Origin of the sequence: Kitasatospora sp. NPDC087315 (assembly GCF_044744345.1) — a bacterium.
Lineage (GTDB): Bacteria > Actinomycetota > Actinomycetes > Streptomycetales > Streptomycetaceae > Kitasatospora.
This window is the reverse complement of sequence record NZ_JBIUYD010000021.1, coordinates 1-25,308: the sequence shown is the minus strand read 5'-3', so window position 1 is coordinate 25,308 and position 25,308 is coordinate 1. Positions and strand designations below refer to the sequence as shown.

35 protein-coding genes are annotated in these 25,308 nt (G+C 69.9%); 22 read left to right on the top strand and 13 right to left on the bottom strand.

Going from position 1 to position 25,308, the window contains the following annotated elements:
• Nucleotides 1-403 precede the first annotated feature (403 nt).
• The 6 genes from ACIO5D_RS27050 to ACIO5D_RS27025 all read right to left on the bottom strand — a co-directional run bounded on the left by ACIO5D_RS27050 (nt 404) and on the right by ACIO5D_RS27025 (nt 6,969).
• Nucleotides 404-2,263 carry a hypothetical protein gene (locus ACIO5D_RS27050; RefSeq protein WP_400798379.1) on the bottom strand — a complete coding sequence of 620 codons (1,860 nt, stop codon included), beginning with the start codon at nt 2,261-2,263 and terminating at the stop codon, nt 404-406.
• A gap of 1,043 nt (nt 2,264-3,306) precedes the next feature.
• Nucleotides 3,307-3,660, bottom strand: a complete 354-nt coding sequence (locus ACIO5D_RS27045; RefSeq protein ID WP_400798376.1) for a hypothetical protein — start codon at nt 3,658-3,660, stop codon at nt 3,307-3,309.
• Entirely contained in the window at nt 3,654-4,031 is a 378-nt protein-coding gene (locus tag ACIO5D_RS27040; RefSeq protein WP_400798373.1) for a hypothetical protein, read from the bottom strand. Before ACIO5D_RS27040 ends, ACIO5D_RS27045 begins: the two co-directional genes overlap by 7 nt.
• Entirely contained in the window at nt 4,028-4,663 is a 636-nt protein-coding gene (locus tag ACIO5D_RS27035) for a WhiB family transcriptional regulator (RefSeq protein WP_400798370.1), read from the bottom strand. Before ACIO5D_RS27035 ends, ACIO5D_RS27040 begins: the two co-directional genes overlap by 4 nt.
• 338 nt (nt 4,664-5,001) lie before the next feature.
• Nucleotides 5,002-6,447 (bottom strand): AAA family ATPase, encoded by a 1,446-nt coding sequence (locus tag ACIO5D_RS27030; RefSeq protein WP_400798367.1) that lies wholly within the window; start codon nt 6,445-6,447, stop codon nt 5,002-5,004.
• A 90-nt stretch (nt 6,448-6,537) separates the two neighbouring features.
• Nucleotides 6,538-6,969 carry a hypothetical protein gene (locus ACIO5D_RS27025; RefSeq protein WP_400798364.1) on the bottom strand — a complete coding sequence of 144 codons (432 nt, stop codon included), beginning with the start codon at nt 6,967-6,969 and terminating at the stop codon, nt 6,538-6,540.
• 385 nt (nt 6,970-7,354) lie between these two features.
• Between ACIO5D_RS27025 and ACIO5D_RS27020 the strand changes: the two genes are divergently transcribed.
• The 10 genes from ACIO5D_RS27020 to ACIO5D_RS26975 all read left to right on the top strand — a co-directional run bounded on the left by ACIO5D_RS27020 (nt 7,355) and on the right by ACIO5D_RS26975 (nt 12,808).
• Entirely contained in the window at nt 7,355-7,651 is a 297-nt protein-coding gene (locus ACIO5D_RS27020) for a hypothetical protein (protein WP_400798361.1), read from the top strand.
• Nucleotides 7,639-8,169 (top strand): hypothetical protein, encoded by a 531-nt coding sequence (locus ACIO5D_RS27015; RefSeq protein WP_400798358.1) that lies wholly within the window; start codon nt 7,639-7,641, stop codon nt 8,167-8,169. Before ACIO5D_RS27020 ends, ACIO5D_RS27015 begins: the two co-directional genes overlap by 13 nt.
• Nucleotides 8,166-8,708, top strand: a complete 543-nt coding sequence (locus ACIO5D_RS27010) for a hypothetical protein (protein WP_400798355.1) — start codon at nt 8,166-8,168, stop codon at nt 8,706-8,708. Before ACIO5D_RS27015 ends, ACIO5D_RS27010 begins: the two co-directional genes overlap by 4 nt.
• 65 nt (nt 8,709-8,773) lie before the next feature.
• Nucleotides 8,774-9,196, top strand: coding sequence for a hypothetical protein (locus ACIO5D_RS27005; RefSeq protein ID WP_400798353.1), 423 nt, complete (start codon nt 8,774-8,776; stop codon nt 9,194-9,196).
• A 71-nt stretch (nt 9,197-9,267) separates the two neighbouring features.
• Nucleotides 9,268-9,768, top strand: coding sequence for a hypothetical protein (locus ACIO5D_RS27000; protein ID WP_400798350.1), 501 nt, complete (start codon nt 9,268-9,270; stop codon nt 9,766-9,768).
• A gap of 10 nt (nt 9,769-9,778) precedes the next feature.
• A complete protein-coding gene (locus ACIO5D_RS26995; protein WP_400798347.1) occupies nt 9,779-9,976 on the top strand; it encodes a DUF6011 domain-containing protein in 198 nt (65 codons plus the stop codon).
• 262 nt (nt 9,977-10,238) lie between these two features.
• A complete protein-coding gene (locus ACIO5D_RS26990) occupies nt 10,239-11,222 on the top strand; it encodes a hypothetical protein (RefSeq protein WP_400798345.1) in 984 nt (327 codons plus the stop codon).
• A 23-nt stretch (nt 11,223-11,245) separates the two neighbouring features.
• Nucleotides 11,246-11,872 carry a hypothetical protein gene (locus ACIO5D_RS26985; RefSeq protein ID WP_400798342.1) on the top strand — a complete coding sequence of 209 codons (627 nt, stop codon included), beginning with the start codon at nt 11,246-11,248 and terminating at the stop codon, nt 11,870-11,872.
• Nucleotides 11,869-12,603 carry a hypothetical protein gene (locus ACIO5D_RS26980; RefSeq protein WP_400798340.1) on the top strand — a complete coding sequence of 245 codons (735 nt, stop codon included), beginning with the start codon at nt 11,869-11,871 and terminating at the stop codon, nt 12,601-12,603. Before ACIO5D_RS26985 ends, ACIO5D_RS26980 begins: the two co-directional genes overlap by 4 nt.
• Nucleotides 12,604-12,637: 34 nt before the next feature.
• Nucleotides 12,638-12,808, top strand: coding sequence for a hypothetical protein (locus ACIO5D_RS26975; RefSeq protein ID WP_400798337.1), 171 nt, complete (start codon nt 12,638-12,640; stop codon nt 12,806-12,808).
• Between the two features lie 553 nt (nt 12,809-13,361).
• Here ACIO5D_RS26975 and ACIO5D_RS26970 read toward each other — a convergent pair.
• From ACIO5D_RS26970 to ACIO5D_RS26955, 4 genes are all read right to left on the bottom strand, one after another.
• Nucleotides 13,362-14,522 (bottom strand): hypothetical protein, encoded by a 1,161-nt coding sequence (locus tag ACIO5D_RS26970; protein WP_400798335.1) that lies wholly within the window; start codon nt 14,520-14,522, stop codon nt 13,362-13,364.
• Entirely contained in the window at nt 14,519-14,800 is a 282-nt protein-coding gene (locus ACIO5D_RS26965) for a hypothetical protein (RefSeq protein WP_400798332.1), read from the bottom strand. The genes ACIO5D_RS26970 and ACIO5D_RS26965 overlap by 4 nt, the downstream gene beginning before the upstream one ends.
• Nucleotides 14,797-15,432: a hypothetical protein gene (locus tag ACIO5D_RS26960; protein ID WP_400798330.1), complete on the bottom strand. Its 636-nt coding sequence runs from the start codon at nt 15,430-15,432 to the stop codon at nt 14,797-14,799. Before ACIO5D_RS26960 ends, ACIO5D_RS26965 begins: the two co-directional genes overlap by 4 nt.
• 139 nt (nt 15,433-15,571) lie before the next feature.
• Complete coding sequence (locus tag ACIO5D_RS26955) at nt 15,572-15,826, bottom strand: hypothetical protein (protein WP_400798327.1); 255 nt, start codon at nt 15,824-15,826, stop codon at nt 15,572-15,574.
• Between the two features lie 145 nt (nt 15,827-15,971).
• On the opposite strand from ACIO5D_RS26955, the gene ACIO5D_RS26950 reads away from it, so the two are divergent.
• Complete coding sequence (locus ACIO5D_RS26950; RefSeq protein ID WP_400798325.1) at nt 15,972-16,187, top strand: hypothetical protein; 216 nt, start codon at nt 15,972-15,974, stop codon at nt 16,185-16,187.
• 18 nt (nt 16,188-16,205) lie between these two features.
• Here the strand turns inward: ACIO5D_RS26950 and ACIO5D_RS26945 are convergent, their stop codons facing one another.
• Entirely contained in the window at nt 16,206-16,478 is a 273-nt protein-coding gene (locus ACIO5D_RS26945; RefSeq protein ID WP_400798322.1) for a hypothetical protein, read from the bottom strand.
• 109 nt (nt 16,479-16,587) lie between these two features.
• Between ACIO5D_RS26945 and ACIO5D_RS26940 the strand changes: the two genes are divergently transcribed.
• The 6 genes from ACIO5D_RS26940 to ACIO5D_RS26915 all read left to right on the top strand — a co-directional run bounded on the left by ACIO5D_RS26940 (nt 16,588) and on the right by ACIO5D_RS26915 (nt 19,243).
• Nucleotides 16,588-17,019, top strand: a complete 432-nt coding sequence (locus ACIO5D_RS26940; RefSeq protein WP_400798319.1) for a hypothetical protein — start codon at nt 16,588-16,590, stop codon at nt 17,017-17,019.
• Between the two features lie 96 nt (nt 17,020-17,115).
• Nucleotides 17,116-17,307, top strand: a complete 192-nt coding sequence (locus tag ACIO5D_RS26935) for a hypothetical protein (protein ID WP_400798316.1) — start codon at nt 17,116-17,118, stop codon at nt 17,305-17,307.
• A gap of 93 nt (nt 17,308-17,400) precedes the next feature.
• Nucleotides 17,401-17,916, top strand: a complete 516-nt coding sequence (locus ACIO5D_RS26930; RefSeq protein ID WP_400798313.1) for a hypothetical protein — start codon at nt 17,401-17,403, stop codon at nt 17,914-17,916.
• Between the two features lie 54 nt (nt 17,917-17,970).
• A complete protein-coding gene (locus ACIO5D_RS26925; RefSeq protein ID WP_400798311.1) occupies nt 17,971-18,117 on the top strand; it encodes a hypothetical protein in 147 nt (48 codons plus the stop codon).
• On the top strand, nt 18,114-18,746 hold the full coding sequence (locus ACIO5D_RS26920; RefSeq protein ID WP_400798308.1) for a hypothetical protein: 633 nt from the start codon (nt 18,114-18,116) through the stop codon (nt 18,744-18,746). Before ACIO5D_RS26925 ends, ACIO5D_RS26920 begins: the two co-directional genes overlap by 4 nt.
• Complete coding sequence (locus ACIO5D_RS26915) at nt 18,743-19,243, top strand: hypothetical protein (RefSeq protein WP_400798306.1); 501 nt, start codon at nt 18,743-18,745, stop codon at nt 19,241-19,243. The genes ACIO5D_RS26920 and ACIO5D_RS26915 overlap by 4 nt, the downstream gene beginning before the upstream one ends.
• A gap of 108 nt (nt 19,244-19,351) precedes the next feature.
• Here ACIO5D_RS26915 and ACIO5D_RS26910 read toward each other — a convergent pair whose 3' ends face one another.
• Both ACIO5D_RS26910 and ACIO5D_RS26905 read right to left on the bottom strand, forming a co-directional pair.
• Entirely contained in the window at nt 19,352-19,660 is a 309-nt protein-coding gene (locus ACIO5D_RS26910) for a hypothetical protein (protein WP_400798303.1), read from the bottom strand.
• Between the two features lie 44 nt (nt 19,661-19,704).
• Nucleotides 19,705-20,220, bottom strand: a complete 516-nt coding sequence (locus ACIO5D_RS26905) for a hypothetical protein (protein WP_400798300.1) — start codon at nt 20,218-20,220, stop codon at nt 19,705-19,707.
• 284 nt (nt 20,221-20,504) lie between these two features.
• Here ACIO5D_RS26905 and ACIO5D_RS26900 point away from each other — a divergent pair, with 284 nt between their 5' ends.
• From ACIO5D_RS26900 to ACIO5D_RS26880, 5 genes are all read left to right on the top strand, one after another.
• Nucleotides 20,505-21,710: a helix-turn-helix domain-containing protein gene (locus ACIO5D_RS26900; protein WP_400798297.1), complete on the top strand. Its 1,206-nt coding sequence runs from the start codon at nt 20,505-20,507 to the stop codon at nt 21,708-21,710.
• Nucleotides 21,711-22,067: 357 nt separating this feature from the next.
• Nucleotides 22,068-22,640, top strand: a complete 573-nt coding sequence (locus tag ACIO5D_RS26895; protein WP_400798295.1) for an ATP-binding protein — start codon at nt 22,068-22,070, stop codon at nt 22,638-22,640.
• A gap of 733 nt (nt 22,641-23,373) precedes the next feature.
• Nucleotides 23,374-23,787, top strand: coding sequence for a hypothetical protein (locus tag ACIO5D_RS26890; protein WP_400798292.1), 414 nt, complete (start codon nt 23,374-23,376; stop codon nt 23,785-23,787).
• Between the two features lie 172 nt (nt 23,788-23,959).
• Complete coding sequence (locus ACIO5D_RS26885) at nt 23,960-24,112, top strand: hypothetical protein (protein WP_400798290.1); 153 nt, start codon at nt 23,960-23,962, stop codon at nt 24,110-24,112.
• Nucleotides 24,113-24,313: 201 nt separating this feature from the next.
• A complete protein-coding gene (locus ACIO5D_RS26880) occupies nt 24,314-25,165 on the top strand; it encodes a hypothetical protein (protein ID WP_400798287.1) in 852 nt (283 codons plus the stop codon).
• Nucleotides 25,166-25,308: the final 143 nt, after the last annotated feature.

Genomic DNA, 25,308 nt, shown 5'->3' with positions numbered 1-25,308 from the left:
CGGGGGCTCCCGTATACCGTCGGTATACGGGGCTGGCGATCCGAAAGCTGCTCTCCGATCCCGTATACCGACGGTATACGGGATCGGGCCAGCCCGTTGCTCAGACGACATTCTGTCAGCTCGGCCCGGTCTGCGTGTGGGTCTCACGAATGTGTCGGTCCAGAATCTTGCGTTCGACAGCGGCCCGGTAGGCATCCGCGAGCTGGCCGGCTGCCAGGTGCTGGTTCTGGCTGAGCCACCCGGTGGCGTGGAGAAGGCAGGCGTCTACGGCGATGGTGGTGGGGCGGCGGTGGTGGTGGGCAACGGGGTCCTTCTGGTCAGGCCGCCTGGGTGGCGGTGGGGAACAGGGGGCGGGGTCGCCGGAGTCGGGTGGTGGTTCGGCGGTACGCGGGACGGTGTGGGCTCACCACGGTCGGCCGATCAACTTCTCCGCCTCGGAGGCCTCGCTGTCCGACGCGTGCCAGTTCTCCGGCCGTGCACCGTCGAGTTCCCAGCCGTCCAGCCAGCCCCGGTGTACGGAGTTCGGTTCGGTGTCGAGGCCGCGGAACTTGGCGTCGGCGGCAGCCCACCGAGCAAATGCGGCGGTTGCAGCCAGCTCCTCCGTGGTAGGGCGCGGGTCGCAGTTCCGGCAGAGCTCGCCGGGGTTGGCGGGGCGGCCGCACGTGCCGTCCTGACCTTCGCACTCGGGGTGGATGACTCGGGCCTCAGCCTCCACGACCGTACGGTTGGCGGCCTCGGTACTGCTGTGCCGGGGACCGATCTCATTGAGCCACCACGAGCTGCTCCGACCGTCCTCGAGGGTCGTGGGGTCGGCAGGTTGGGGCTGGGGCACGGGTCCGGCGGCGGCTGCGCGCAGGCGGCCGGCGACCACTGCGCCGATGCTCGTGGTGATCTCTGCCGGATGGGGCAACGGGCGGCCGGCCAGCAGGGCATCAACCTGCCCTGCCAGCCAGCCGGCGGCCAGGAGGCCGTCGACGACCAGGCCCTGGTGCTCCAGGACCACCCCCGTGACCTGGGTCCAGCGCGGGTCGGTCATGGCGAGCCTGGCACAGACCGAGCCGAGCAACCGGGTGCCCTCGGTGATCCGCATGGGCTTCGGCCCGGTCGTGGTGTCCGGCTTGGAAGGTGCAGGTGTGGAGACGGTTCCGTCCGTTTCGGCCGCTACCTCCCGCACCTTCTGAACGGACAGTTCCCCAAGCAGCGTCGAGGGGTGAGCGTTCTGTCCCGGCAGAACAGGACGCTGGTCCTGACCTGCGGCGATCTGGTGTTTGTGCAGGTCAGAGCCATAGTTGATCTTGAAAGGTCCATCCGGCAGAAAGGGACGCCGGTCGAGACCTGCAAAAGTGCCGTCAGGAAGAACGGTGCTGCCTTCTTCCGTCGAGGGGAACCCGGCCCGGGCCGTGGCCACAGCAGCCACTATCGGAACGATGCACCACCGGCTCAGCCCCATCTTGCCGCCGTCGCGCAGCTGCTCCGAGGTCAGCACGCCGGCACGCCGCATCCGGGCGACAGCCTTGCGGGTACCGGAGGAGGAGAGGCCCCAGAGGCCGCCCAGCACGTGCTGGGTGCCGAAGAAGACGCCGTCGGTGTACTCGGCGGCGGCCAGGAGCAGGCGCCACCGGTCGTCCGGGCTGAGTCCGCTCACGTCGGGGTCGGACAGCAGCGCGACCGTCCAACGGGTCAGAACCGCGCACTGGGAGGCCGTCATGCGCCGGGCGACACCGCGGGCTGCGGCGTCGGTGATCGGGCGGACCGCGACCCGGTAGACGGACAGCGAGCCGTCGGCGCGGCGGGTCCGGCCGCTGTTGCGGAGGAAGCCCATTCCGGTGACCCGGGTGAGGTAGTCGCCGGCGGTCTCGGCATCCACGCCCAGGAGCGCGCCGACGCGGTTGAGCCCCGGGGTGGCGTAGCCGGTGCGGTTGGCGTGGGCCACGTAGAGATGCGCGGTCAGCCGCTCCCCGCCGCCGAGCCGGGCGAGGTATGGGTGAGCGTTGACGTACCGGACCATCGTGCGGACCTGGGCAGCCTGGTCCGGGCCGAGCGAGAGGGCGGGCAGACCGCTGTCGGCCTCCGCCTGGGCGACCCGGGCACGGGCCCGCTCCAGAGCGGCCTGCGTCGCGGCCGCCGAGCCGCGAGGCGCCCGTGCCGGGGAAGGCGGGTGCGTGCCGTGGTCGGAAATGTCCCCCGAGAGGGTGGAGATTCGGTCGACATCCGGGATTTGGCCGGACTCGAGCTGACAAACGGCATGCGGATCCTGCATCATGAACGTCGTTCCTTCGTCGCGTACGAGGGCACGCAAAAGGCCGCCCTCGGCGTCGGCTCCTGATTTCGATCTAGGAGGCCGCTCTGGTGGGTGGTTCCTGGTGGGAACCGAGAAGGACCCGCTCCGTGGTTGGAGCGGTGAGCGTTGTCCCGCGAACCGGAGTGGAATCCGGGATGCGGGCCCTAGCCGGCGGATGGACTGGGCAGAGGCGGGAACCTCAGCTCAGGAACGCCGGCAGTGACATGGCGGCCGTTGTGTCGGGTGCGGGAAACACCCGGGAACGGCGCGGGCGGTGGGAAGTCCCCCGGGAAGGGGATCGAGGACACCGCCCCTGAGACTCAGCTCAAGGCGACCGACCCCCTAGGGGAATCGGAGCGGGCAACGAACCGGTCCGGAAACGCGCGGAGCGCGACATCGGAGCGGACACCTGGGGGAGACGAAGAACCGGCGGGGAAACCTGCCGTGCGGCCTCAGACATGGCGCGACCCACCCGGCCGGCGCAGCGTGGTCATGCGCAGGGGGTGGGTCGTCTTGTGCCCCTCGGGGGGTACACGGGTACCATCAATCACGTCGAGACCATTCTCTGGTAGGTCTTGGCGCCTTCCGCCCCGAGTTCCTCCCCAGCGCCGGCAAGCAAACTGGGATCCGAGGACTCGGGGTTTTGGCGTTCCTGTGCTCTTGTCTGTGAGGCCGTCAAGATCATCGATCTATGGCCGGGTATCACACTACCGCCCATGATGCTCCCGTGGCGACTCATCAGCCCCGGTGCGCCGGATCTCTATCCACAGGGATGAGTCCGATCATCATCCGATGACGTGATGGTCCGTCTGACGACCCGAAACCGATATTAACGGGCCCGGTTCCGGATAGCCACCCTTTCACCGACCGGCCTCTCACCTGCGGGAACGGGCCCCACCCCGCCCCGCTCAACCCTGCTGGGCCGCACCCTTTTGACCACCCGGCACCGGCCGGCGGCCGAAACCCGGACGGCGCCTGGCCGCGCCCCCGATCGAACTGATCTTCTTCCCTGGGCTCCTGATCGCTCACCCGCTCGACTCCCGGCCCCCGCGCGCGCCCTGCTTCCGGCCCGCCCGCGCCGCTGCAGCCGCCGGAACACACCTCTCGCACCGGCAACCACGGTTGACGTACGTGCTCTCCGTCCCGTGCTTCACCGGCTGCATGCGGGTGCTCCGGCCTGCCCGCACCGCCACCGTCAGGGCATCCCGGAACCTCCGGTTCTGACGGCGCAGCCGGTACACCGGCGACAACGACAGCCCGAGCTCGGCGGCGGCCGCCTTCACCCCCGTCCCGCCGGCGACTGCCTCCAGCAACTGCGTAATGCGCTCCTCGTCGTCCATGGTGAGCAGCGGGGGCCGACCGCGGCGGGTGTTCAGCACGGCGGCCTCCCAGCGGCCGGGTCGCCGAACAGCGCGGCCGCGCCGAGCGCCCTGCCGGCCTTACGGGCCATCACGTCGTAGCCGGCCGCACGCAGCTGCTCCGCGACGGCCGCGAACTCGCCCGGGTTCCAGCCGCCGCCGCGCCACCGGCGGGCGGCCGAGGCAGTGGCCGCCGAGGCCCCAGCGAGGAAGTAGGCGGCGTCACGTTCCGGCCCCGGCGGCAGGTCGGGCAGCAGCAGGTCGAGCAGGCCGTCCAGGCCCCGGGCCTGCTCGGTGAGGCCAAGGGTCAGCAGGCCTTCCAGGACCTGGGCGGTGCCGGTGACCAACCGCGCCCCGGTGGAGTCCGCGGCGGCCACCGTCCGGGTGCTCACGCGGCCCGGGCCAGGTTCGTGCGCGACACCGTCGTCACCTCGGCGATCCGGGCGAGCACCTCGGGAATGTGCTCGTACCCGAGGTCGGGTATGCCCGCGCGTTCGGCGAGCGCCCGGTACATCGAACAGGTCGAGCTGTACGAGCTGCCGAGCAACGCGGTGGCCGCGCGGAGGTCACCGCCGGTGGCACGCAGTGCGGCAACCAGCTCCACCTGGAAGGCGGTGCGCACCACGGTGCCGTCCGGCTCCGCCAGTTCGTTGGCCAGACCCTGCTCCCGGGCGGTATCTGCCGCCTTCTCGGCGTCCCGCTGGCAGTGTCCAGCCCGGGCGAGTTTGCGGCGGGCCTTCTGGCGGTCGTCCTCGGTGAGGCCGCCCCAGACACCGCCCGTCTCGCCGAACTCGATCGCGTACGCGGCGCAGGGCTTGCGGACCGGGCAGCCGGTGCAGCCACGCTTGGCGGCGATGATGTCGTTGGCCTTGTCGGAGAGCCACTTGTCCGGGTCGATCCCGTCGTCGGTGGGTGCGCAGGAGCGGTTGGCATAGCCGTCCGCCCTGGTCAGCGTGTCCCAGGCGATGAGACGGGCCCGGGCGGCCTTCTGTGCCTTCGTCATGGACTTCTGCTTCTTGGGCATGGGTGCTTCCCCCCTTTCCGGGGTCAGGAGCCGGGAGACCGGCGAGAGAGGTGGTGAGCGGTTACTGCGGTCTCGAACCGGGCAGTGAGCGCGTCAGCGCGGGCGGCGGCCACGCCGCGGCGGGCGCGGTGCAGGCCCAGCCAGCCGGCGGTGAGCGCGGCGAGGGCGATGAGGGCAGGGAGGGTATTGCGGCGCACGGCGGCGCTCCCGGGGAACGGTGTGCCCGGCCGGACAGTGTCGTCCGGCCGGGCACGGCGGGGTGGTGGTGCTGGCCCGGGCCCCCTCCAAAGGGGCCTGGGCGTCCGGGGTGAAGACGGGCCCGGTCCCGAAGGGGGGTGTCAGGCTGGGGTGTCGGCGAACAGCATGTTCGCCTTCAGTTCGGCCTGGCGGTCCTGAAGGAGATCCCGCAGTACCCGCATCCGGCCGTCCTCGCAGAGCAGCGACAGGTCAAGGACGTTCGTCTTGATGGCATGGGCCCATGCCTCCGCGACCCGCAGCTGCGTGTCCCAGGCGTCGGGCCTGCGCAGGATGGCGACGGCGGCGGCCAGGGCCAGGCGGGCGGGTTCGGTCTCGCCGACGGTGTCGATCTCCTCGGGGATGCTGGTCGGTCCGTCCCGGCCCGGCCGCCGCTCACGGCCACCATCTCCGTCGCTAACCGGGGTGGTGGAAACGGGACGCGGCGCCGGGGGCGGGACAGGCACGGAGGCCTCGGGCGGTGCGGGGGGCGCGAAGCGGCGGGCCTGCGTCTCGGCAGCCCGGGCAGCCTCCAGCCTGCGCTGCGCGAGGACACCGAGCGGGATCGGATCCCCGTGGTTCTCGGCGAGCCCGTTGCCCTGGCGCGGCATCACGTTGAACGCGGCCATGCCGTGCGCCCGAGTATCGGCGATCCGGCCCCGCAGCCGCTCCAGATCCGCCACCGTCGCCTCCTGGTTGTACACCGTGGTGTAGAACTCCGACAGCGGGGCGCAGTCGATCCCGTCGACCGCCCACTCGGCGATCTGCCGGCCGACCTCCCTGGCCGGCCGCTCGCCGAACTTGAGGATCTGCCCGTCCAGCGCACGGACTCGGCTCTTGGCCACCACAGCGTGATGATCGGTGCCAGGCAGCAGGCTCAGCGCCACATCGAACGGCGCCTCCACGCCCTGGCGCTGGTCGAGCTTCAGCCCGTGGCGGCGCGGCACCGCCCGGCCGGAGGCCGTCTCCTCCAGCACGGTCTCCGTGACCGTGCCTACGGTGACGATGACGTGGCCAGGGAACGCGAGAAGCGCCTCCGTCATCATCCGCTCGCGGGGCCGGACCGCGTTCCATCCGGCCGAGCTGCCCGGCCGGGGCTGCTTGGCGCGCGCGGCCGCCTGGTCGGCCTTGGCCGTCTCGGCGTCGACCAGTTCCAGCAGACCGCCCGACCCGGACCAGAACGCGCTGAACGAGTCGACGAGCACCACATCGCAGCCAGCAGTGCCGAACTCATACAGAGCCATGCACAGGTTCTCGGGAGCGAACGACGTCAACTCGATGATGCCGAAGTCGAATCCGTCGCCGTCTTCTCCGGCGTAGCGCAGCGACGCGCCGCCGTTGGTATCGATCACGCCGATCAGGCCCGTGGTGGTGGCCAGGCCGGTGGCCAGGTCGAGCGCGGTCCAGGTCTGGCCGGACCCGGACGGGCCGTCGACCATGATGCGCGCCGGGCGTGCCTGCTTCAGTGCGCGGCGCAGCTGGTTGCCCAGCAGGGTGTGCGGAATCAGGGCCCCCGCGTTGACGGGGGCCCCGGTGGCCGTTGCAGCCATGGGGACACTCTCTCCTATGCGATTGTTCGGGGGCGGAGACGTCGGGCCCGGTTGTCGGTGGTCAGGCGCCGGATCCCCGCGGTGGTGCGGCTACCCGGCGTCCTCGTCCTCGTCGGCCAGGCCCAGGTAGTTCTCGCGTAGGTACTGCTCGGCGACCGTGGACGGGTTGATCTTGAACCCGACCTGCTCCTTGATCAGGTCGCACTTGGTGACCAGCGCCTCCCAGTACTCGTCGGACTCCCACTGGACCAGGCGCGCTTTGCTGGCGCCGGTGCCGCGCTGGGCCCGCCTGGCCGGCCGCATCACGAGCTCGCCGGCCATGAACTTGTCCCAGCCCTTGCGGATGTGGTCCGCGAGGGATAGGCCGTCGTCGTCCGCCTCGACCTTCTGCTGTGCCAGCTGCTTGATCTCGGCGTCGAGGTAGACGGAGCGGCCGGCTGTCACATTCGGTCGGATGTCGCGGTGCGGCTTGGTGGTGCGGCGGACGGACGACGGCTGGTCCGGGTCGCGGGGCAGGGGCACGGTGAGGAGTCCTCTCGGAGGTCCGCGCCTGTCCCTGCGGGACGGCGCGAGTACTGCGGTCGACATCCCCCAGTCTCCTATCCGTGAGCGGCCCCGGCCCATGCGGGTGCGGTGGTCGGCGGCCGGCCGGTTCGTCCGGCAAGCACGACTCTCACATAAAAGGCATCCACTTTGCAAGTCATTTATGGTAGGTTGTGGGAACACGCCGCCCCCGGGAACAACAAAAGGCCGCGCCCACAAAGGGGCTACGGCCTGGGCGGAGTTGCGACTATCGCACTACGCGTGCAGCGTAACCGAATCCCGTTTCATCACGCCACCCCCGTTTGGCCCAGCCCGAACACCGCACACCCCGGCCGCCACTGGTCCACGAACGGAGCACTCCAAGATGAACACCACCACCATCCCGACCGCCACCCCCGACAGCGAACGCCAGCGCATCACCCTCAACCTGCACGACTACCCCGTAGAGCAGATCCAGGGCAACGCCGTCGAGCCGATACGCCTCACCATCACCCACAACCAGATGGAGCGCTCCGCCCTCCCCCACACCGTCACCACCGTGCTCACCGCCTACTACAAGGGCACCCAGCAGAAGAACACCTTCGACCTGGAGCCCGCCGAACTGCCCGGGTGGGCCCGCGAGCTCGTCCACGAGCACACCCCCACCTGGTGGACCAAGTGACCCTCACCGATCCCGCTTCCGGCAGCCAGCACCCTGTCCACCGGATCCTGATTGCCGGCCTCGCCTGGCTCTACGACACCGAACAGCCCGACGGCGCGATCCTCCAGCACCACGGCACCACGCTCGGCACCCACGACAACCGCCACTACACCGTCACCCCCACCGGTGCCATGAACCTGCCCGTCTTCGTGGTCGACATCGTCGATATGGACTTCGACTTTGAGCGTTCGGAGCCGGGGCCGCGCAACGTCCTCGCCGCCGGCGAACTCGCCGCCCTCGCCGACACCCTGGCCGCGTTCGGCGCCGAGGTCCGCACCACCTGGAACGGCACCGGCGTCACCGGCAGCATCGGCCTGCGCCGTCCAGCCCACCCCACCCTGACCGCCGCCGTCGACCGTTACCACGCCCGATGCCCCACCCACCACAACGTCTTCTGCAGCGACCAGGGCTGTACCTGGTACACCGACGGCCACGTCCTCATCAACCACCCCACCCCGACCGCACCGGAGAACCCGTGAACCTGCGCAACATCTTCCTCGACACCGAGTTCGTCACCACCCTCCCGGGCCCCGAGGGACTTCTCTCCATCGCCCTCACCGACGAACACGGCCACGACTACTACGCCGTCAACGCCGACGCGGACTTCACCACCGCCCGCACCAACCCCTGGCTCACCGCGAACGTCCTGCCGCACCTGCCCCTCACCCCCGACGGCGATCTCGACCACACCCACCCCGACGTCAAGCCCCGCACTCAGATAGCCCGCGAGACCGCCCTCTACCTGCGCCACGACAACGGCGACGCCCACCTGCACGCCTGGTACGCCGCTCAGGATGTCGTACGGCTCCACCAGCTCTGGGACAACGACTGGGACTACATGCCCGCATACGTCCCCCGCTGGGCCACCGACATCCAGACCCTCATCCACCTCGCGGGCAACCCCCCGCTCCTGCCCGCCCAGACCACCCCCGAACACCACGCCCTCAACGACGCCCGCTACAACCGCGAACTGCACACCTTCGCCGTCCACGAGCTCCGCCACGGCATCCGCCTCTGACTACCCGCATCGCTGCCGGGCACCCCACAGCGCCCGGCGCCCGCCCCCCAAGGAGCGCCACCACCGTGCCCCAGCCCACCCACCCAGGCCGCGGCGACATCGCCGACTGTTTCGAGAACCTGCTCACCACGAAGGAGACCCCCATGCCCGACCAGACCCCCGCCCAGATCGCCTACCAGGCCTACGGCGACACCACTGGCGGCCTCAACCACCTCGGCAAGCCGATGCCCGCCTGGGACGACCTGCCCGACACCATCCGCACCGCCTGGGCCGCCGCAGCCACCGCGGCCGCCCAGCACGGCATCCTCGTCTCCGACCCTGAATACCCCGCCACCCTGGCCGGCGGACACGCTCTGATCCTCCAGTACGGCGACTGCGAGTTCATCACCTCCTGCCAGTGCGGCCACGACATCGCCACCCACCGCCCCGACCAACTCGACCTCAACGCCATCGCCACTGCCTGGGAACACCACGTCATCCCCAGCTGAGCACCACCACAACACCACGCGGCGCCGCCCGGGCCATTCCGGTCGGCGCCGCATCGAAGGGGGGAACCACCATGCACACCACCACCGTTCGCGAACGCGCGCTGAAGACCGCACTCACCGCACTCGCCGAACCTGGCAACCCGGGCCCGGCCGACGACTACGGCCACGGCCTCGAGGCGGCCAAGGCCGCCATCTTGGAGGCCCTCACCGACCACCCCGACCCCGAACGCTCCCTACGCAACTGGGCCGCCCGGTCCCCGGCCTGGCAAGGCCACGGCCACCAGGCCGGCTACGCCCACATCCAGCAGGAGACCCGCCTCATCCTCGACGGCGACCAGGACACCGTCCTCGACTACCTCACCCCCAACCCCGACGACCTGGCCGCACTCGCCCGCGCCGACCCCCACTACCGCGGCCTGTTCGAGCCCGATACCCCCGAGCAGCACGCCGCCCTGGTCGCCGCAGGCCTCGCCGACCCCGCACCCCACCGGACCGCGTCCAGCCCCTGGACCAGGCCGCTCGCCATCACCGCGATCGGCCGGGCGCTGCTCCAGCACCACAGCCTGACCTAGGATCACGGCCGTGACCAGCACGGAGCAGCCGGCCCTGCCCGGCACCGGAGTCCAGCGGCGCACCGCCCCGCTCGTCCGGTGCCGGGAGTGTCACCGCCCTCTGCGCGCCCCCGAATCCCGCTGGAAACGCCTCGGCCCCCACTGCGCCACCGCCCCCGACCGCACGATGCGCTACGACATCGACCAGGACCCGATCCCCGGAACCTGAGACAGCCCGGCATCGCGACCGATATGGTGGGCGGGTGGGCCGTGTGTGAGGGCCCGAGTCCCGCCGTACGGCCCCGCGAACGGGCGGCACAGCGGCCAAGGTGGTAGGAGCGGCACCGGCGCAGCCGGGCGTACTCCCGCACCGCACACGACGTCAGCTCAACCTGGTTCACCACCCCCTGCTCGCTGAGTCCATCGCGCGCCGGGGGGTCGGGTCGCGGGACCGTACCCCCCGTTGATCGTGCGCGCTGAAAGAGACCGCGATGCCCAAGCACAACCGTTCCCAGAAGAAGGCCGCCAAGCGGCGCATGGACAACACCGGCATGCGGCGGGCGGCGGCCGCAGGCGGCACGGGCCACCACCACAAGGGCCCCGACCTCACCATGCTGAAGACCATCCCGCACGCGGCCGGACGGCCGGTCAACACCCGCCTGGCCGCCGCCTTGGTTGCCGCGTGCCGGGCCGGCTGCCAGCCCTGCCAGGCCTCCGCGATCCCCAAGCTGGCCGCCGACCGGCCGACCGTCGCAGCACTCGCCGGCGCCGCGTTCGACAACCCGCTCACCCGCCTGGCCAGCGGCCCCGGCACGTTCACTTCCGAGCCCATCAGGGCCTGGTGGGCCGCGGCGCGCGGCGCCGGCAGTGACCCGGACTGCCAGGAACACGCCCGCGCAGGCCTCGACCTGCTGGAGAAGATGACCGAGGCCCAGGTCACCGAGCTGCTGAACGACGTCCTCGACCACTGGGCCGCAGGTGCCGAGCCCGACGACGAGCAGAGCGCGCCCGGCATCCAGCTGGTCACCCTGGAAGACCTCGGCATCGACCCGGCCGACCCCGAACCCGCTGGCGGCACCTACGGCGTGACGCTCACCCAAATCGTCCTGCCCGGCCAGCCGCCGCTGCCGATGCTCACCCTCTACCCCCAATCCGCGGCCGCCGGCCTGGAAGACCTGCGCCGCCGCACCGGCTGGAAGGCCTGGGACGAGAGCCGCCTCCCAGCCATGGACATCAGCTGGCGCGCGCGCCTGGACATCGCCACCCGCTCGTTGGAAGAGCTCGTGCGCGTCGACGCCGAGGGCTGGGACGAGGAGGTGCTGTGGCAGGCCGCCGAGCGGGTTTGCCTGCCCGACAACTGGTGGGACCTGATCGACCGCACGGAACACATCCTGGTCGCCGGACCCGGGGCCCCCGATGACGGCAGCCTCGATGCTGGCGCCATTGCCACGATCGCCCGTGCGAGGTTCATGTGAGCCGGCGTCGCCGTCTGGTGCCCATGCCCGCCGCGGACCGGATCGAGCCGCACACTGCGGCGGTTCGACTAGTGCGGGCGAACGCTCTGGACCAGGTATCCCACCACCACCGCGGTGGGACCGACCTGCCGCCGGCCAACTGGACGATGTACCGGGAGCTCACCGCCGCGCTGGAGAGCTGGCAGGCCGCGGGAACGCTGCCGGAGGACTCGCTGGCGCTGACCGAGTGGCTGGCGGTCGAGCTGACCGCCTACATCCTCCTGCAGTTGGACCAGGACCACGCCCGGCTCCACCGCTGGCTGCTCGACCACGGTGAGGGGGTCCGCCAGGCCCAGCAGCACCAGCACCCGGCCGGGCCGACGACGGTGGAGATCCTGTCTGCCGTCGCCGCCGACGCCGCTGCCCGCTCCGACCAGCCTGCCGCGGCCGAACGCCTGGTCCGTATCGCGGTGCCGTATCTGAGCTACCTGCGTCCGGGCCGCGAGGTCGAGGACGCCCGCGAGGTCGCTCTGACCCTCGGGCAGTGGGCAGGCGCGAACCTGGCCGGGCTGACCGTCTTCGGCGGCGACCGTGTTCACGCCTATCTCAACCACCGTGCCGCCGCCCGCAACGCCCACCCCCAGCTGCCGACCGACGGGAGCCGACCGTGACCACCACCCCCACCCAGCAGACCAGCACCGACGAGTCCGACACCGCACACCTGCGCGCCGGCCGCCGCATCACCCTGGAGGAGATCACCGGCCACATCTCCTCCGCCGCCGTCCTCCTCAACCAGGTCGCCTACGCCGCCGAAACCCCTGACGTGCCGGTCGAACTTGCCGACCTCATCGAGGACCTGCGCCGCACCGCCGAATCCTTGTCCAAGGAAGCCGGGACCGTGCAACGCCTCGCCGCTGCCGTCGCCGGCGACATCCCCCTTGCGGCCACGTTCGACGACGGCCGCGGCTGGGGCGCGGCTGCCCGGTCCGAGACCCGCCCGGCCGGCCCGAGGGACTACCCACCCGCCGTAATTCCCACCTACAAGCAGTTGCTCCACCTCGCCAACCGCGGACGCCCGGTCCCCGCCGACCACCCAATGGCACGCTGGCTACGCACCGAGACCACCACGTTTCCCGAAGCCATGGAGGGCGTGTACTTCGTGGAGTCGAAGGTTGCCGCTGCACGCCGAGCCGTCGAACGGACCGCAGCGATCGCCGACGAGGTGCTGACGATCCTCTGCCCACGCGTCGAGTGCGGAGCCGACAACGGCAATCCGTGTCGCACCAGCACAGGCCGGACCAGCGAGCAGCCGCACAAGCCCCGCCTGGACGAGGCAACCCGCCGAGTGGACGAACGCCTGGACACCCTCGGTCCGAACGCTGCGGGGGCCCGCCATGTCTGACGCCCGCCCCCGGCGGCGTGAACACCCCGCCCCGTTGCCCGGCATCGCCCGCGTGCGCATCACCGGCGACGACCAGGCCGTAGACACCGTCACCCGCCTGCTCGCTGAGCGCTTCACCACCACTGCGCCCTCCCACTATCCCGGCGGTCGCGCCTACCTCGAAGTCGACACCCGCACCATCACCCCGGAAACTCACGATGCCTGAGACCACCATCCAGCCCGTGCCCCGTACCGTCGCCTTCCAGCTGGTACGCCACCCCCTGACCCGGGCTGCCAAGAGCTGACGGCCCCGGCAGGAAGGCCTGCCGGGGCCGAAGCGGCGTTCTCGGCGCCACCCACAACCTACCGCCCGCCACCGACAACTACCCCACCGACGGTCAGAGAACGGCCCTTGATCTGTGGCTATGTCCCATGTGAGGTCTGAACCGGGGCCTTGGTGGAAGCAAGGCCAGCGCGGGTCAAGGGCGATGGCCCGATCCCGCGCACCTCCACAGTCCAGACCCGTTCGTTCACCGGGATGAGGCTCGTCACCCGTGCCCACCCGTCTCCCTGTCCCGGCACCGCCACCGGCAGCCTCTCCGCTTCCCACGCTCTCGAGAGGACCGGGGCCTGGTCCACGGTTGTTGTGGCCATCACCTCCCACCACCGCTGCACTCCGCCATTCCCATCGTCCTCAGCGTGCTCCTTCAGGCGAGCCCGTTCGAAGAGCGTGCCGCCGAGGTGTAGCGGACCGTCGTAGCTGAGCAGCGTCATGGTTGTCACGACCCCAGTGTGCCGTCTGCGGGTAGCGGGATGGTCAGGTCGTCCAGGGCCTGCTGCGCCTGGCCCTTGCTGCTCTTGCCGCCACGGCGCGCCCCGGATTTGGCGTAGTGCGTGGCCATCTTCTCCGACGCCCAGTCGCCGTCCGTGATGGCCAGGATCTCGGCCCCGCTGTAGCCCTGTGCACCGAGGTCGGCCGGTACGCCGGCGCGCAGGCCGTGGCTGGTCGCCTCCGGCGCGTCGAAGTCCGGGGTCCGGGCGATCATCCGCTTCAACGCGCGGTTCACGCTGTGCCCAGTCATCCCGATCCCGGTCTCCGGTACGGGCATCAGGCCGCCCTTGGGGGTGATGCCGCGTAGCAGCGGCATCTCGGGGTCGGCCTGGCCGTACTCGGCGAGCAGCTCCAGGTACCGGCGCACCACCGCGATCGCCACCGGGTCCCGCACGGTGTACTCCTTGCCCGTGCTCCAGCGGTCGTTCTTGCTAGTGCGCTTGCCAACGATCATCTCCTCGCCGCCGTCGGCGAGCGGCACGAAAGCGATCGAGTCGACCCGATAGGAGGCCTGCTCCGAACGCCGGGCCCGGGTGCGGTAGCCGAGGTGAAGGATCACCAGGTCCCGGTAGCGCGCGAGTTCGCTGCTGGCCGTCACACCCGCCTGGAGTTCGGCGACCCGGGCGCGGTCGACCGGCGGCGACGACTTCGGTGCGCGCTTCTCCACCGCGAACCGGGAGGCCTGCTTGCGCATTAGGGCGTTCGCCGCCCGCGTCGGCGGCCACTTCGCGAACCCCGCGTCCGCATTGCGGTCCCGGATCGCCGCCATCGCCAGCCGCAGCGAGGAGACCGGCGCCCCCGTCCTGTCCCGGCCGCCGTGCCGACGCAGGTGCGAGATATAGGAGACCATCGTCGTCTCCGCCGTCCGCGGACCCGGCCGTCGGCCCTCCGCCGCGCACCAGCGCTCGAAGTACAGCCACTGCTCGTCGTACGTCCGTTTGGTGCGCTCTGGCCGGGCGCCCTCCAGATCCTCGGCCGCCTCGGCAGTCAACGGCTCCTCGGCGTCGAAAGCGGGCAGTCCGAACTGAACGAGCGCCTGGTCCTCGTCCTCGACCAGCTCGCCCTCAACCACCTCCTCCGCCGGCACCGGCAGCCGGTTCCCGCTCACGGCTCCTCCGTGCCCGCGACCACCCAGCCGTCCGGCGTATCCGTCATGTTCGTGCCGCAGCCCGCACAGATGGCCGTCGGGCATGGACTGCGCAACTCCGTAGTTTCGACCGGACGGTGCTCGACGCAGGTACCGGTGCGGCGCAGCGCGACGGCCAGGGCGGCCGCGCTGCCCGGGGCCGGCTCGATGCCGAGCAGGTCGTGCTCCAGGACCGCGATCCGTACGGGGTTCGACCGCTCAGCGGGCGGCGCGGCTGGGTATCGGCGGAACCACTTCACGATGACGCCACCACGGGAGCGGCCTGCTGCGTCGTGCAGCGCGGTTCGTTGCAGCGCACCGAGATCCTGGCCGAACGAACATCGTTGAAGCTGGCGGCCGACTCGGTAGGGGAGGTGGTGATGAGCACGGTCGTGCAGCAGTCGGCCAGCCCGCACAACGGGGCGCTGGCCTCCAGACCGCGGCGCAGTGCCCACTCCAGCTCCACGGAGTTCGTGTACTCCAAGCGCAGGTCCCCGGCCTTGGAGGTCAGCTCGAAGGAGTGCTGGACCGAGGGGCGTGCCTGCTCGACGACTGCCTGCAGTTCGGCGTGGAGGATGTCGTGGAAGTTCCGGTCGGCGGCGGCCGGGTAGTCGGGGTGGGTACGCCAGGTACGGGCGGCGGCGGCCAGAAGGTCCCAGCCGATGCTGCCCGCACCGAGGTCCACGTTTTCGCCGGAGTCCGTGGTGCTGGCCCCGAGCGGCAGGACGACGGCACCGGCGCGTGCGGCGCGGGCGGTGGCCTCCAGAGCACGGGCGAGGTCGAGGGCGGGGTGATCCTCGCCCAGTACGTCGGCCAGGGCCCGCGAATGCTCCGTCAGGCGGGCGGCGACGAAGTCGTGGACGGTGTTGATCTCGTCGAGGGTGATGTACACAAGGTGTTCCCTTCGCTGCGGTTCTGTCAGGCCGGGTTGGTGGTTGGTGCTGGCAGTGCCCACTCCGGGCGGTAGTCCGGATGGTCCGCGTAGTCGTCCTCGGCGAGGCGGGCGCGGAGGAACGCCACCAGGTCATCAGTCACCGCATCGCCTCGGCGATGGCGAGGCTGCGTGCCGTGCTGATTTCTTCCTTGGCCGGGGTGCTTCCTGCGGCAAGCCCTTGTGCCTCACGGAGGAGGGCCGCAGCTCGTTCCCGGGGGACACCGAGGCTGGCGGCCTGTGAGTAGTAGGTCTCGACAGCGACGGCCATGTCGATGGTGCGGGCCAGGGTGTTGTCGAAGGTGGTGCCCGGCATCAGGCCGAGGTTGGCGGTGCGCAGTTCATCGTTGGTCACACCGGCATCCTATCTGTACCACCCTTTGTATTGCGTCCTCTAAGTGTATTTAGAGGACGCAATACGAAAGGTGGTACAAACTTGCCGGGGGCCGGCCGGCAGCGGGATAGCCTGGACTCCCACCTCGAGCAGAGAAGGCACTCCCATGTCGAAGTCCGACGCCATCGTGTGCACCACGACCGGATGCGAGAACGCCGCCGCAGTGCCCGAGGACCGGGACCACCGACCGCTCTGGATGGCCGGCTGGCGCTGGATCGGCTCCCAGAACCTCTACTCCTGCCCCACCTGCCCGCCTCTTCTCATCGAGGAGGACGGCGCGCACGTGGCCGGCCCCGTCCTGAGCCGGCGGCAGCCCGCCTGACTCCCGGCTGGGCACCTGTCACGAGGCCGTCGTAGAACGCGCGGTCGCCAACGGCTGCGGATCGCAGTCGTACTCCGCATTGTTCAGATCGGCCATCGTGACGGCGGCACTGCGAGCGGCGGTTCCCAAGTTGTGAAGTGCCAGAGCGGACCCGTCCAAGCCACCGTGGCCGTGTTCGCAGTCGGTTTCCTGGCAGGCGTGGTCGTTGGTGGCGGGGCTGTAGATCAGCTGGGTGCTGTGCACCGGGCAAACACAGACCTCATCACAACGGTGTGGTGCGGTAGTTGTCATGGCGAGAGCGTAGCGGAGGGCCAGGCCGCAGCCCCGGCGAATCACCGGATCGGATGTTCATCCCCCGTTTATTAGTGTTCGTTGTAAGAATCATGAGACCCTGCTGGCCATGCAGATCACCGTGACCGTGAACAACTCCTCTGCCCCCTTCCAGAAGAAGCTGCTCGCCCTGCTGGCCGAGCATGCCAGCAACGTCGCTGTCGCCGAGCCTGACAACCGGTGGACTCCGAAGCGAGCCCGGGCCTACTACGACCGCCTCCCGCCCCGAGCCCAGCAGATCCTGCTCGCTGCCGTCGAGAACGACGGCCACATCGAGGCGGACGAGGTGCGGCATGGCGGCCGGAGCCTGCGTGGTTGCACCAGCGCCTTTCGGCAGGTGCTGGAGGACGGCGTGCGTGCCGGGCGCTGGCCGGCTGCACTGCCGGTGCCGGTTGAGTCGATCTACGGCGGCGGCCGGGTGGTCCGCTTCGACATGCCCGGCTACGGAACCCCGGCAGACCCGCATCAGGCGTTCGTGGATGCCCTCCTGTCGAAGGGCTGAAGGCCTGGTAGAGGAGGGTGACACCGATAAAGGGTTGACAAATGTAACCCATTTATGTACCTTAATGGTTGTCGGAGCGAAACCAGAGGGGATACGATGAACAAGGACCTGCGAGACCTGGTCAAGAAGCTGACGAAGCAGGGGTTCGAGGTGGGACAGACCAAGAGCGGCCACTACGCCGTCCGAAAGAACGGCGCCCGGGTCGCAACCCTCCCCGGAAGCCCCAGCGACCACCGAGCGATGGCCAACGTCCTCGCAGTCCTGAAGCGAGCCGGGTTCAAGCCCTGACACCCACCCCGGGGGCGCCCCGCAAGGCGCCCCCGGGGCAACCCCGTACCCGCCCCGACATCACCCCGCTGAACCATCACCAGGAGACAGCCCATGAACAACCGCCAGATCCCCCAGTGGAGCACATACATCGAGTACGCCACCCACGTAGCCGACGACGTCCACGACCAGATGATGGACCTGCTCACCGACTTCGAACCGGCCCCCACCACCACGCCCAACGGGAACTTCGCCGTCATGATCACCACCACGACCCCCACCGCCGAACGTGCCTACACCGAGGCCGTGGAGACCATCGGCACCGCGCTGCGCACCGTCCACGGCTCCGCCCCCATCGCCGCGATCGAGATCATGTCCACGAAGGAACGGGACCGCCGCTACAGGGCCCCGGACATTCCGGAGCTGACCGACGTACCCGGCGTCGGCGAGATCCTTGGCATCAGCCGCGCGGGCGCCTACAAGAGGGTCAACTCGCCGGAGTTCCAGCGGCAGGTGCCGGTCGCCACCACCGTCAACGGCCGCCCGGTGTTCGTCGTCGACCATGTCCGCCGCTACGCCGACATCCGCACCACCGGCCGACCCAGCAAGACCCCGACCGACCCGCAGTAACCACCCGCCAGGACGGGCGTACTCTGCCCCCAACCCACCCCGAAGGAACACACCGTGGACCGCGAACACCTCGTCCAGGTCTTGGCCCAGGACCTGGAAGCCCTCGACAGCGAGACCGAGGAAGGGCTCGCCGAAATGCCGTACCTCGACCTCGCCGAAGCCCTGGCCGACTCAATCCTGCGGAAGGTCGTGAAGCAGTGACGACCCGCCTGTGGGGCCGCTGGTGGCCCCAGCCCGCCAACACCGACCCGATCGACTCCCACACCCACCTGGAGTGGTGGCCCTCCCAACACGCCGCCGAACAGGCCCTGCGCGAGCGCCTCGGCGCGCAGCCGCCCACCATCGACGGGATCGCACGCAGCACCATGCACCTGGCCGACGGCCGCACCCTGACCGACGCCCAGTTCTACGGCGACCGCGAGCGCTCCCGGATCTACCTCTACGCCGTCACCGGCGAGCCCGGGCACAACCCGCAGCCGGACCCGAAGCCCTACGGCATGCTGGAGTTCGATGGGGACGACATCGTGTTCCGCAACCTGGCCGGCACCGACTTCCGCACTGTCCGCATCGAGATCGCCCATCAGGACAGCGGCCAGGAACTCTACCTGCGCGACATCGTCGTCTACCCCTGGAACATCGGCAGCTTCGGCCGGACTGACGGTCCCCGGCGCTGGACCCGCTGGCTGGCGCACGCCGCCCGCGACGGCCTCGCCCTGACCCTCGACATCCCGGTCCCCGGTCCGCACCAGGCCACCGCCACCGACCTGGACACCAACGAGCAGCTCGCCCAGGCCGTCCTCAACCCGTACCCGTTGGAGGTAACCCGGTGACCGCCACCCTCGATCTCACCTTCGAAGCCACGGTGCTGCAGCTCGGTCTGGACCTCGACCCGCGGCCGGCCGAACAAGCCTTCGTCGACGGCCTGGCCGACGGCTTCGAGCCCGAGACGTTCCTGTGGATCAGCATCCGCCAGCCCGACGGCGGCGCCCGCGTCTTCTACCGTTGGACCGTTGGCGGCCGCGAGCTCGGCGATCGCATCGACCAGGCCGCCCTGGCCGCCGGCCTCGACTGCGCGGACAACTTCCACATCGCCAACCAGCATCTCACCGACACCCAGAACGGCCCGGTCCGGATCCAGGCGCACCCGCTGCGCCCGATCCAGGCCGACGTTGCCACTGGCGTACGGGCGCCCGAGGCCGAGCGGGACGGGCTGCGGCAGATCATCTACCTGGTGGCCACCGACAAGGGGCAGCACGACATCGCGGCCAACCCGGTCGTACCCCGTTGGCTCGGTGTCGGCCCGCGGCTGCTGGCCACGAACCGGTGATGTGCGGCCGGGTCCTGCGCCGACCTACGGCGAGTGCAGGGCGGGCAACAGCGGCGGCCTGGGTGCCCTGAGACGCTCTCTCGGGCACCCAGGCCGTAGGTCAGGGGATCAGGCCGCCTGTGGGCGCGGCCGCTGCTGGGGGCCCGTGTACTCGACCGTGTCGAGTGTCTCGCCGTCCCCGGCAGTCGGCGCCCGGTTGTGCCGCTTCTTCGGTACCGGTCCCTGCCGAGGGAGACGTACCCAGTGCACCCAGTCCGTGGGTGACGCGCCCACCACGTGGTTGTACTGCTTGCCCTCCGCAGGGAACACGGAGATCAACTCGGAGGGATGGGCCCAACCAGCTGCCACGGCGCGTTCGGCGTCGATGTGCTGGAGCAGCCACTGGGGAGCATCCAGCGGGATGGTCGTCTCGTCCATGGCAGCCAGCATGCCAGCTGAGCACAACCCGCGTGTACCGATCGCTAGTTGGGGCCGGTGTTCGAGCAGTCGAACCCGCAGCCGGCCGGCGGGGGCTCGGAGTGCTCACAGCTCGCGGCAACGGGGATTGCAGTGTCCGTGGGTGCACCCCACAGTTCCGCGTCAACCGTGTAGCCAGCGGCAGTGATGGCCTGCCGGGTCCGCCGCAAGGCGTCCGGGTCATGGCGGGTGACGTCGGGGGCCTCGGGAACGTGGTGAACGAACAGCCCGAGGGTGCCGCACAGCCGGGCGTAGATCCGGGTGCACAGGATCTGCGCGTGCCAGCCCTCGTCCACAACCCTGCTGGGCTTCAGCCGCAACTGCGGGAACTCGGAACAGGCGGCGACGAACGCCAGCGACTGGGTGACGACGCGCTCCGCCGTCTCGTGGGCCATCTCCGGGTTATTGCGCATGACGACGGCAAGGACGTCGGTGAACTCGGTGGGGGTAAGCAGGCTGCGGGCGTCCTTCACCCGATCGATCGACGTGCCGCCGGCGGGCCGTTCTACGGTCGTGGTCACGGTCGTGCCTTCCCTGTAGGTCTCGGCAGCCGCAGGCCGCTGCCGGGCCGCCACAGGCTCTCACTGCCCGTTCAGGCCTCGGCTACTGGTCCGCAGCTCGTATGGACCAGCATGCCGTCGCACGGGTGGGCTGAGTTGCACGAAAAGTGAAAGATCGTCAGTTCCGGACTGTCCCGGCGGCACCTTCACGCCGGGACAGTTTCTCGCACGGGCCATACACCCAGCCGGAAACGGGTACGGTCCCGTGCACACGGGTCTAAGGCGCACACGGGACGGGGTACATCATGGCACCACCCAGCAGCATCAGCATCGGGCAACGCCTCAAGGCATACGAGGACGAACGCGGTTTCAGCCACATTCAGCTCGCCCGGCTGGCCGGAGTTTCGTACAGCCTGCTCACCAAAGTTGTCTCCGGGGACAAACCCGCAACCCCGGAGTTCATCAACGCGGTGGCCCGGGCACTCGGCATCGAGCCGGCCGACCTCCAGCCAGGCCCGACGTACAGTGACGGCATGTTCGCCGCAGACCCGCTTCTACCGCTCATGAGCCCGATCCGCACCGCGCTCGACCTGTTCGACCTGCCCCCGCAGGAACACATTCGCCCGCGGTCCCTCGGCGCGCTGCGGGCCGCCGTGAGGCACGTAAACACTTTGGCCCAGGCCGCGAAGTACAAGCCGATGTCACAAGCCCTGCCTGGGCTTATCGCCGAACTCCACACGGCAGCACACGAGTTCAAAGGCGAGCAGCAGCGGCAGGCGTGGGGACTCCTGGCAGAGGCATACCGCTGTGGGCACTCCGTCGGTATCGCCATCGGGATGGCCGACCTCTCCGCAACCGCACTGGCCCGAATGGACTGGGCAGCGCAGCATGCCGGCGACCGGGCGCCAGGCCTGCGCGCCGCCCGCGAGTACCTGCGAGTCACCGCCTACCTGCGGGCCAAGGACCTGAATGCCTGCCGCCGCCTCCAGGACTCCGGACGTGCCCACCTCGACGGCACCGACCCGCGGACACCCGGAGCACTGGTGGCCACTGGGCAACTGCATCTCGGCTCAGCCGTCGTGGCCGCGCGGGCCCGCGACCTCGATTTGATGAAGCACCACCTGGCCGAAGCCCAGCGGGTGGCCATGGTCACCGGCGAGACCACCGACTTCTCCCTGCACTTCGGCCCGACCAACGTCGCCGTGCACAAGGTGATGACACTCGTCGAGTCGGGCCAGCACGAACAAGCCGTCTCCGCCGGGAAGCAGGTCCGCTTCACTCCCGGGTGGGCCCCCACCCGAATCGGGCACCACCACATCGACCTGGCCCGGGCCAACCTCTGGCTCGCCAAGCCGGACGCGGCCCTCAACCACCTCGACGAGGCGTACGAGGCCGCACCTCACCAGGCTTCCCGGCACCCACTGGTCCGCGAAACCGTGGCGAGTCTGGCCCGAGCCGAAGCACGTCGTACAGCCCGGCTGTCAGCCTGGATCGTCCGAACGGGCGTATGACGATCTTTCACTTTTCGTGAAAGTCGAGGCCTTCCGCTGACGGCAATCTAGTGACCAAGGGCCAGTAGCCACCACGGAACTGGAGCGTCTGCTGGCCGCTGTGGCCGGAACGGGCTGCGATCACCGCATAGCCCGTCCCGGCCGTAACACCGCAGCAGCCGTCGATCGTCAGGGAAGCCCACATGGCCACTGAATCAGCGCCCCTGCACCAACCCGCACCACCGAGCCGCCGCAACTCCGCCAGTGGCCTGACCCGCCGTTGGCGGCTGGCCAGCGCAGCCAGCGGGTGGGCCCCTTTTGGCGCGGACGACCAGGCACTTCATGCCGCCTTCAGCACGAGCAACCAGGACAACGGCCATGCTCTCAGCTGATTTCACGTTGGCCGCCGAGCGCCAGGCCATCGGTGCCATCCGCCACCGCCTAGCCGAGAACCTGATCGGCATCGGCGTGCACCTGGGCGAGAACGACACGTTCACCATCAAGCTGCTGTTCGCTGAACTGGCCACCAACGCCATCGTGCACGGGTGCGGCGGGGACCGCTCCGATCTGCTGCTGCCGGTCGAGTTGACGGTCACCGCCGCACACCTGCGGGTGGCAGTCACCGACCCCAGCAACACCCGGCCGCAGGCCCGGGAAGCCGGCTATGACGACACCACCGGCCGTGGCCTCCAACTCGTCAGCGAAATGGCTGATGCCCATGGCGTTGACATGCTGGACACTGGCAAACGGGTCTGGGCCGAGTTCGAGCTCACTGACTCGTTCCTGGTACCGCAGGCCGCAGTCGACGCGGCCACGGTGACTGGCGAGGGTGTCACAACGTTCATCGCCTCGGCCAGAGCCAACGCAGTGGCCCGCCGGCTCCGGCCCCGGCCGATGGTTCGGGGCCTTCCCCGCAGCTGGACGCTGGGCCACCGCATACCCGCCGCGTAGGCCTCCAACCGTCCGGCCCGTAGACCCCCGGCGACCCGCATGGGACATCCACCCGGGCCGCCGGGCACCAAACCCCCGCCGTCGCAGGGCGGGGGCGGTGAACTGCACGTCCTACACCGCCAGGACGCCGCGTTCACCGCACCGCTGGCACACTCCCTCTCATCCCCCTCCCTCGGGAGTGCGCCAGCACTCTTCTCGGCCCAACGACGGCCAAGGAGACGGGGCTCTGCCCGGGTGTGGGGCACCCGGGCAGAGCCTGTTGCCAGAGCACCGAACCCCCTTGGTCACCGCTCCCCCGGTTGCTCGCCAGGCCCGCACCAAACCGCCCCTTCCCCGACCGACCCGATGGAGTACTCCACCCGTGGCCTCGCCCCTTTCCCCCGCACCAGCCGGCTTCGTCGCCGGTGCCGGTCACACAGCGCCCTTGGCACACAGCTCCCCAACGGCCCAGACATCCCCTGCCAACATCCGTGCGGACAAATTCAACCAACGTGCTGACAGACAACCAGAGTTAGTGAGTAGTGATGGCAGCGAAGAAACGACCGCGCGGAGACGTGCTGAGACCGGCCCTCGAGCAACGACGAAGCGGCGCAGCGTTGGTGGGCTGGACGCCGTTGGATGACTACCGGAGCAGCCGGCCGCTCGGCGACTTTGAAAAGATGGCCAACGCACTGCAAACGAGCGCGGTCCTCGCGCACTGCGAGTGCATTACCTGCACGGTAGGGAGAGCGTCGTGAGCTCCGACGAACCTTCGCCTGGCGACCCCTGGGAGGCAGTCCTGGCCTCACCGCCCCACAGCCCGGAACGAACGGCCCGGACCGACCTGAACACGCTTGCGCCGGGTGGACGTGCAATCCTGCCGGTCCCGCCCGCCGAACGCCGAGGAGTCCGCAGGCTGTGGCGGTTCCTGGAGTGGACGCTTCAGGTCGACGTCGCACCGGACCGGCCTCCTGTCCGCCACCGGTTCCGGTGCGCGGGGGAGTACGAGGACGGCCAGCCGTGCGAGGAGGAGGGACCCGTCTGTGACGACTTCGCGGAAGCGCAGCGCTGGGCGTATCGGCACCTCAAGGTTCACCAGGACCACCGGAGCTACGAGCACGTGGCTGTGACACCGTGGTTGATGGTGCCGGCAGAGGAACCAATCTGATGAGTACTGCGAAGAAGGCCGGCCCCAGCCGCACACCGAAGGCAGGTCCCGGGTGCATCGAGTGTGCACGCCTCGCACAGCAGGAACGGGACGCCAACACCAGGTACGACTACTCCGCGGCCGCCGATGCCCGGGTGCGGATGCGTCGCCATCGAAACCAGACACACCGGTGATGGACGACGGCCTGGAGGACTACCGCTCCGCCGTGGAACAGGCCCGGCGGGGACTGCGTGACCCCCGCCGGCTCACCGCCGCCTACGCGGTGTCGCTGGCCGGCATCGCGGTCTTCATCGCAGTGCTGCTCATGCTGCACACAGCCCCCTGACCACCACACAGGAGAAAAGTACACAAATGACACGGAAAGTACAGCCTACCTGTACCGCCGTTAAGCCCGCCGGGTGCCCGTGCGGGTGTGGTGCCGAATCTGCGGCAACCTGCCGCCGGTGGATCCGCATCGCTCAGCGATAGCGGGACATCCACCGATACTCGGACGAACAGCCAACTCCCATTCAAGAGAGCAGAGTTCATGACCACCATCACGCTCCACAACGACGCCAAGGTCGACAGCGGCGCCTACGATCGCATAAGCCGACTCATGACCAAGGCCAGGCCGCTGGCCGAGCAGCACTCCCGACTGAGCCTGCCCGACCAGGTGACGGCCCGTATCGTCAGCACCGAGCAGCTCATCGACCTGATGGCCGACCACGGTGAATGCATCGTGCGGCTGGCCGCCAGCTCCTTCCCCGCCGACTCAGAGGAACGCAGCCAGACCATGGCATTTGTGCCGGAGGCCCGGGAGGAGTACAGGAAGACGACCATGGACGCCTGGCCGACGGTCCACGCCGCTATGGTCTGCCGTTCCGTCGGCGACCCGGAGATGATCATCATGCCCGAGGCGTACGCCGAGAGCCGGGCAACCGACCGCTACCTGACCGGCGTGCTCGTGCACGAGCTGACCCACATCGCCCAGAACAAAATCTGGCCCGGCATGCCCCACGTCCACCTTCGGTGGGGCCTCCAGGACCAGGCCTCCAACCTCCCGCCCGAGCAGCGCCGCAGCCCGTACCACGTCATCGAAGGCCACGCCCAGTGGGTTCAGCGCCAGGCGATGAAGGAGCTGTGCGGCGTGGCCACCGCCGATGTCCGAATCGACGGCGAGCCGGACCACACTGACCGCTTTCGCGAGCTCAGGGCAGGGTCTTCCAGGCCCGACATCTACGACCAGGGCGATGCGTTCATCAGCGCCCTCCACGACGCCGGCGGGTACCCGGTGACCGAGCGCCTGCTCAGGGACGAGAATCTCCTGCCCACCGTCAGCGAGATCACCGACCCCGCAGCCTGGCTGAAGCGCTACGCCCCGGCAATGAACGAAGCGTGAGAACGGCGGCCCCGAACTGCCGCCAACCCCTGGAGGGGGGGGGGGGCCGGCGGAGTGGGGGTGGGGGGGGGGGCGCCCCCCGCCCGGGCCGGTGGGGCGCGCGGGGGCGCGGCGCGGCCGGCGGGGGGGGGGGGGGGGTGCGG

Excerpts from the sequence above, each read along its gene's own strand:
- ACIO5D_RS27050 (WP_400798379.1), bottom strand. The coding sequence starts at position 2,263 with ATGATGCAGGATCCGCATGCCGTTTGTCAGCTCGAGTCCGGCCAAATC.
- ACIO5D_RS27035 (WP_400798370.1), bottom strand. The coding sequence starts at position 4,663 with ATGCCCAAGAAGCAGAAGTCCATGACGAAGGCACAGAAGGCCGCCCGG.
- ACIO5D_RS27030 (WP_400798367.1), bottom strand. The coding sequence starts at position 6,447 with ATGGCTGCAACGGCCACCGGGGCCCCCGTCAACGCGGGGGCCCTGATT.
- ACIO5D_RS27020 (WP_400798361.1), top strand. The coding sequence starts at position 7,355 with ATGAACACCACCACCATCCCGACCGCCACCCCCGACAGCGAACGCCAG.
- ACIO5D_RS27000 (WP_400798350.1), top strand. The coding sequence starts at position 9,268 with ATGCACACCACCACCGTTCGCGAACGCGCGCTGAAGACCGCACTCACC.
- ACIO5D_RS26990 (WP_400798345.1), top strand. The coding sequence starts at position 10,239 with ATGCCCAAGCACAACCGTTCCCAGAAGAAGGCCGCCAAGCGGCGCATG.
- ACIO5D_RS26985 (WP_400798342.1), top strand. The coding sequence starts at position 11,246 with ATGCCCGCCGCGGACCGGATCGAGCCGCACACTGCGGCGGTTCGACTA.
- ACIO5D_RS26950 (WP_400798325.1), top strand. The coding sequence starts at position 15,972 with ATGTCGAAGTCCGACGCCATCGTGTGCACCACGACCGGATGCGAGAAC.
- ACIO5D_RS26945 (WP_400798322.1), bottom strand. The coding sequence starts at position 16,478 with ATGACAACTACCGCACCACACCGTTGTGATGAGGTCTGTGTTTGCCCG.
- ACIO5D_RS26940 (WP_400798319.1), top strand. The coding sequence starts at position 16,588 with ATGCAGATCACCGTGACCGTGAACAACTCCTCTGCCCCCTTCCAGAAG.
- ACIO5D_RS26935 (WP_400798316.1), top strand. The coding sequence starts at position 17,116 with ATGAACAAGGACCTGCGAGACCTGGTCAAGAAGCTGACGAAGCAGGGG.
- ACIO5D_RS26930 (WP_400798313.1), top strand. The coding sequence starts at position 17,401 with ATGAACAACCGCCAGATCCCCCAGTGGAGCACATACATCGAGTACGCC.
- ACIO5D_RS26910 (WP_400798303.1), bottom strand. The coding sequence starts at position 19,660 with ATGGACGAGACGACCATCCCGCTGGATGCTCCCCAGTGGCTGCTCCAG.
- ACIO5D_RS26900 (WP_400798297.1), top strand. The coding sequence starts at position 20,505 with ATGGCACCACCCAGCAGCATCAGCATCGGGCAACGCCTCAAGGCATAC.
- ACIO5D_RS26895 (WP_400798295.1), top strand. The coding sequence starts at position 22,068 with ATGCTCTCAGCTGATTTCACGTTGGCCGCCGAGCGCCAGGCCATCGGT.
- ACIO5D_RS26885 (WP_400798290.1), top strand. The coding sequence starts at position 23,960 with ATGGACGACGGCCTGGAGGACTACCGCTCCGCCGTGGAACAGGCCCGG.
- ACIO5D_RS26880 (WP_400798287.1), top strand. The coding sequence starts at position 24,314 with ATGACCACCATCACGCTCCACAACGACGCCAAGGTCGACAGCGGCGCC.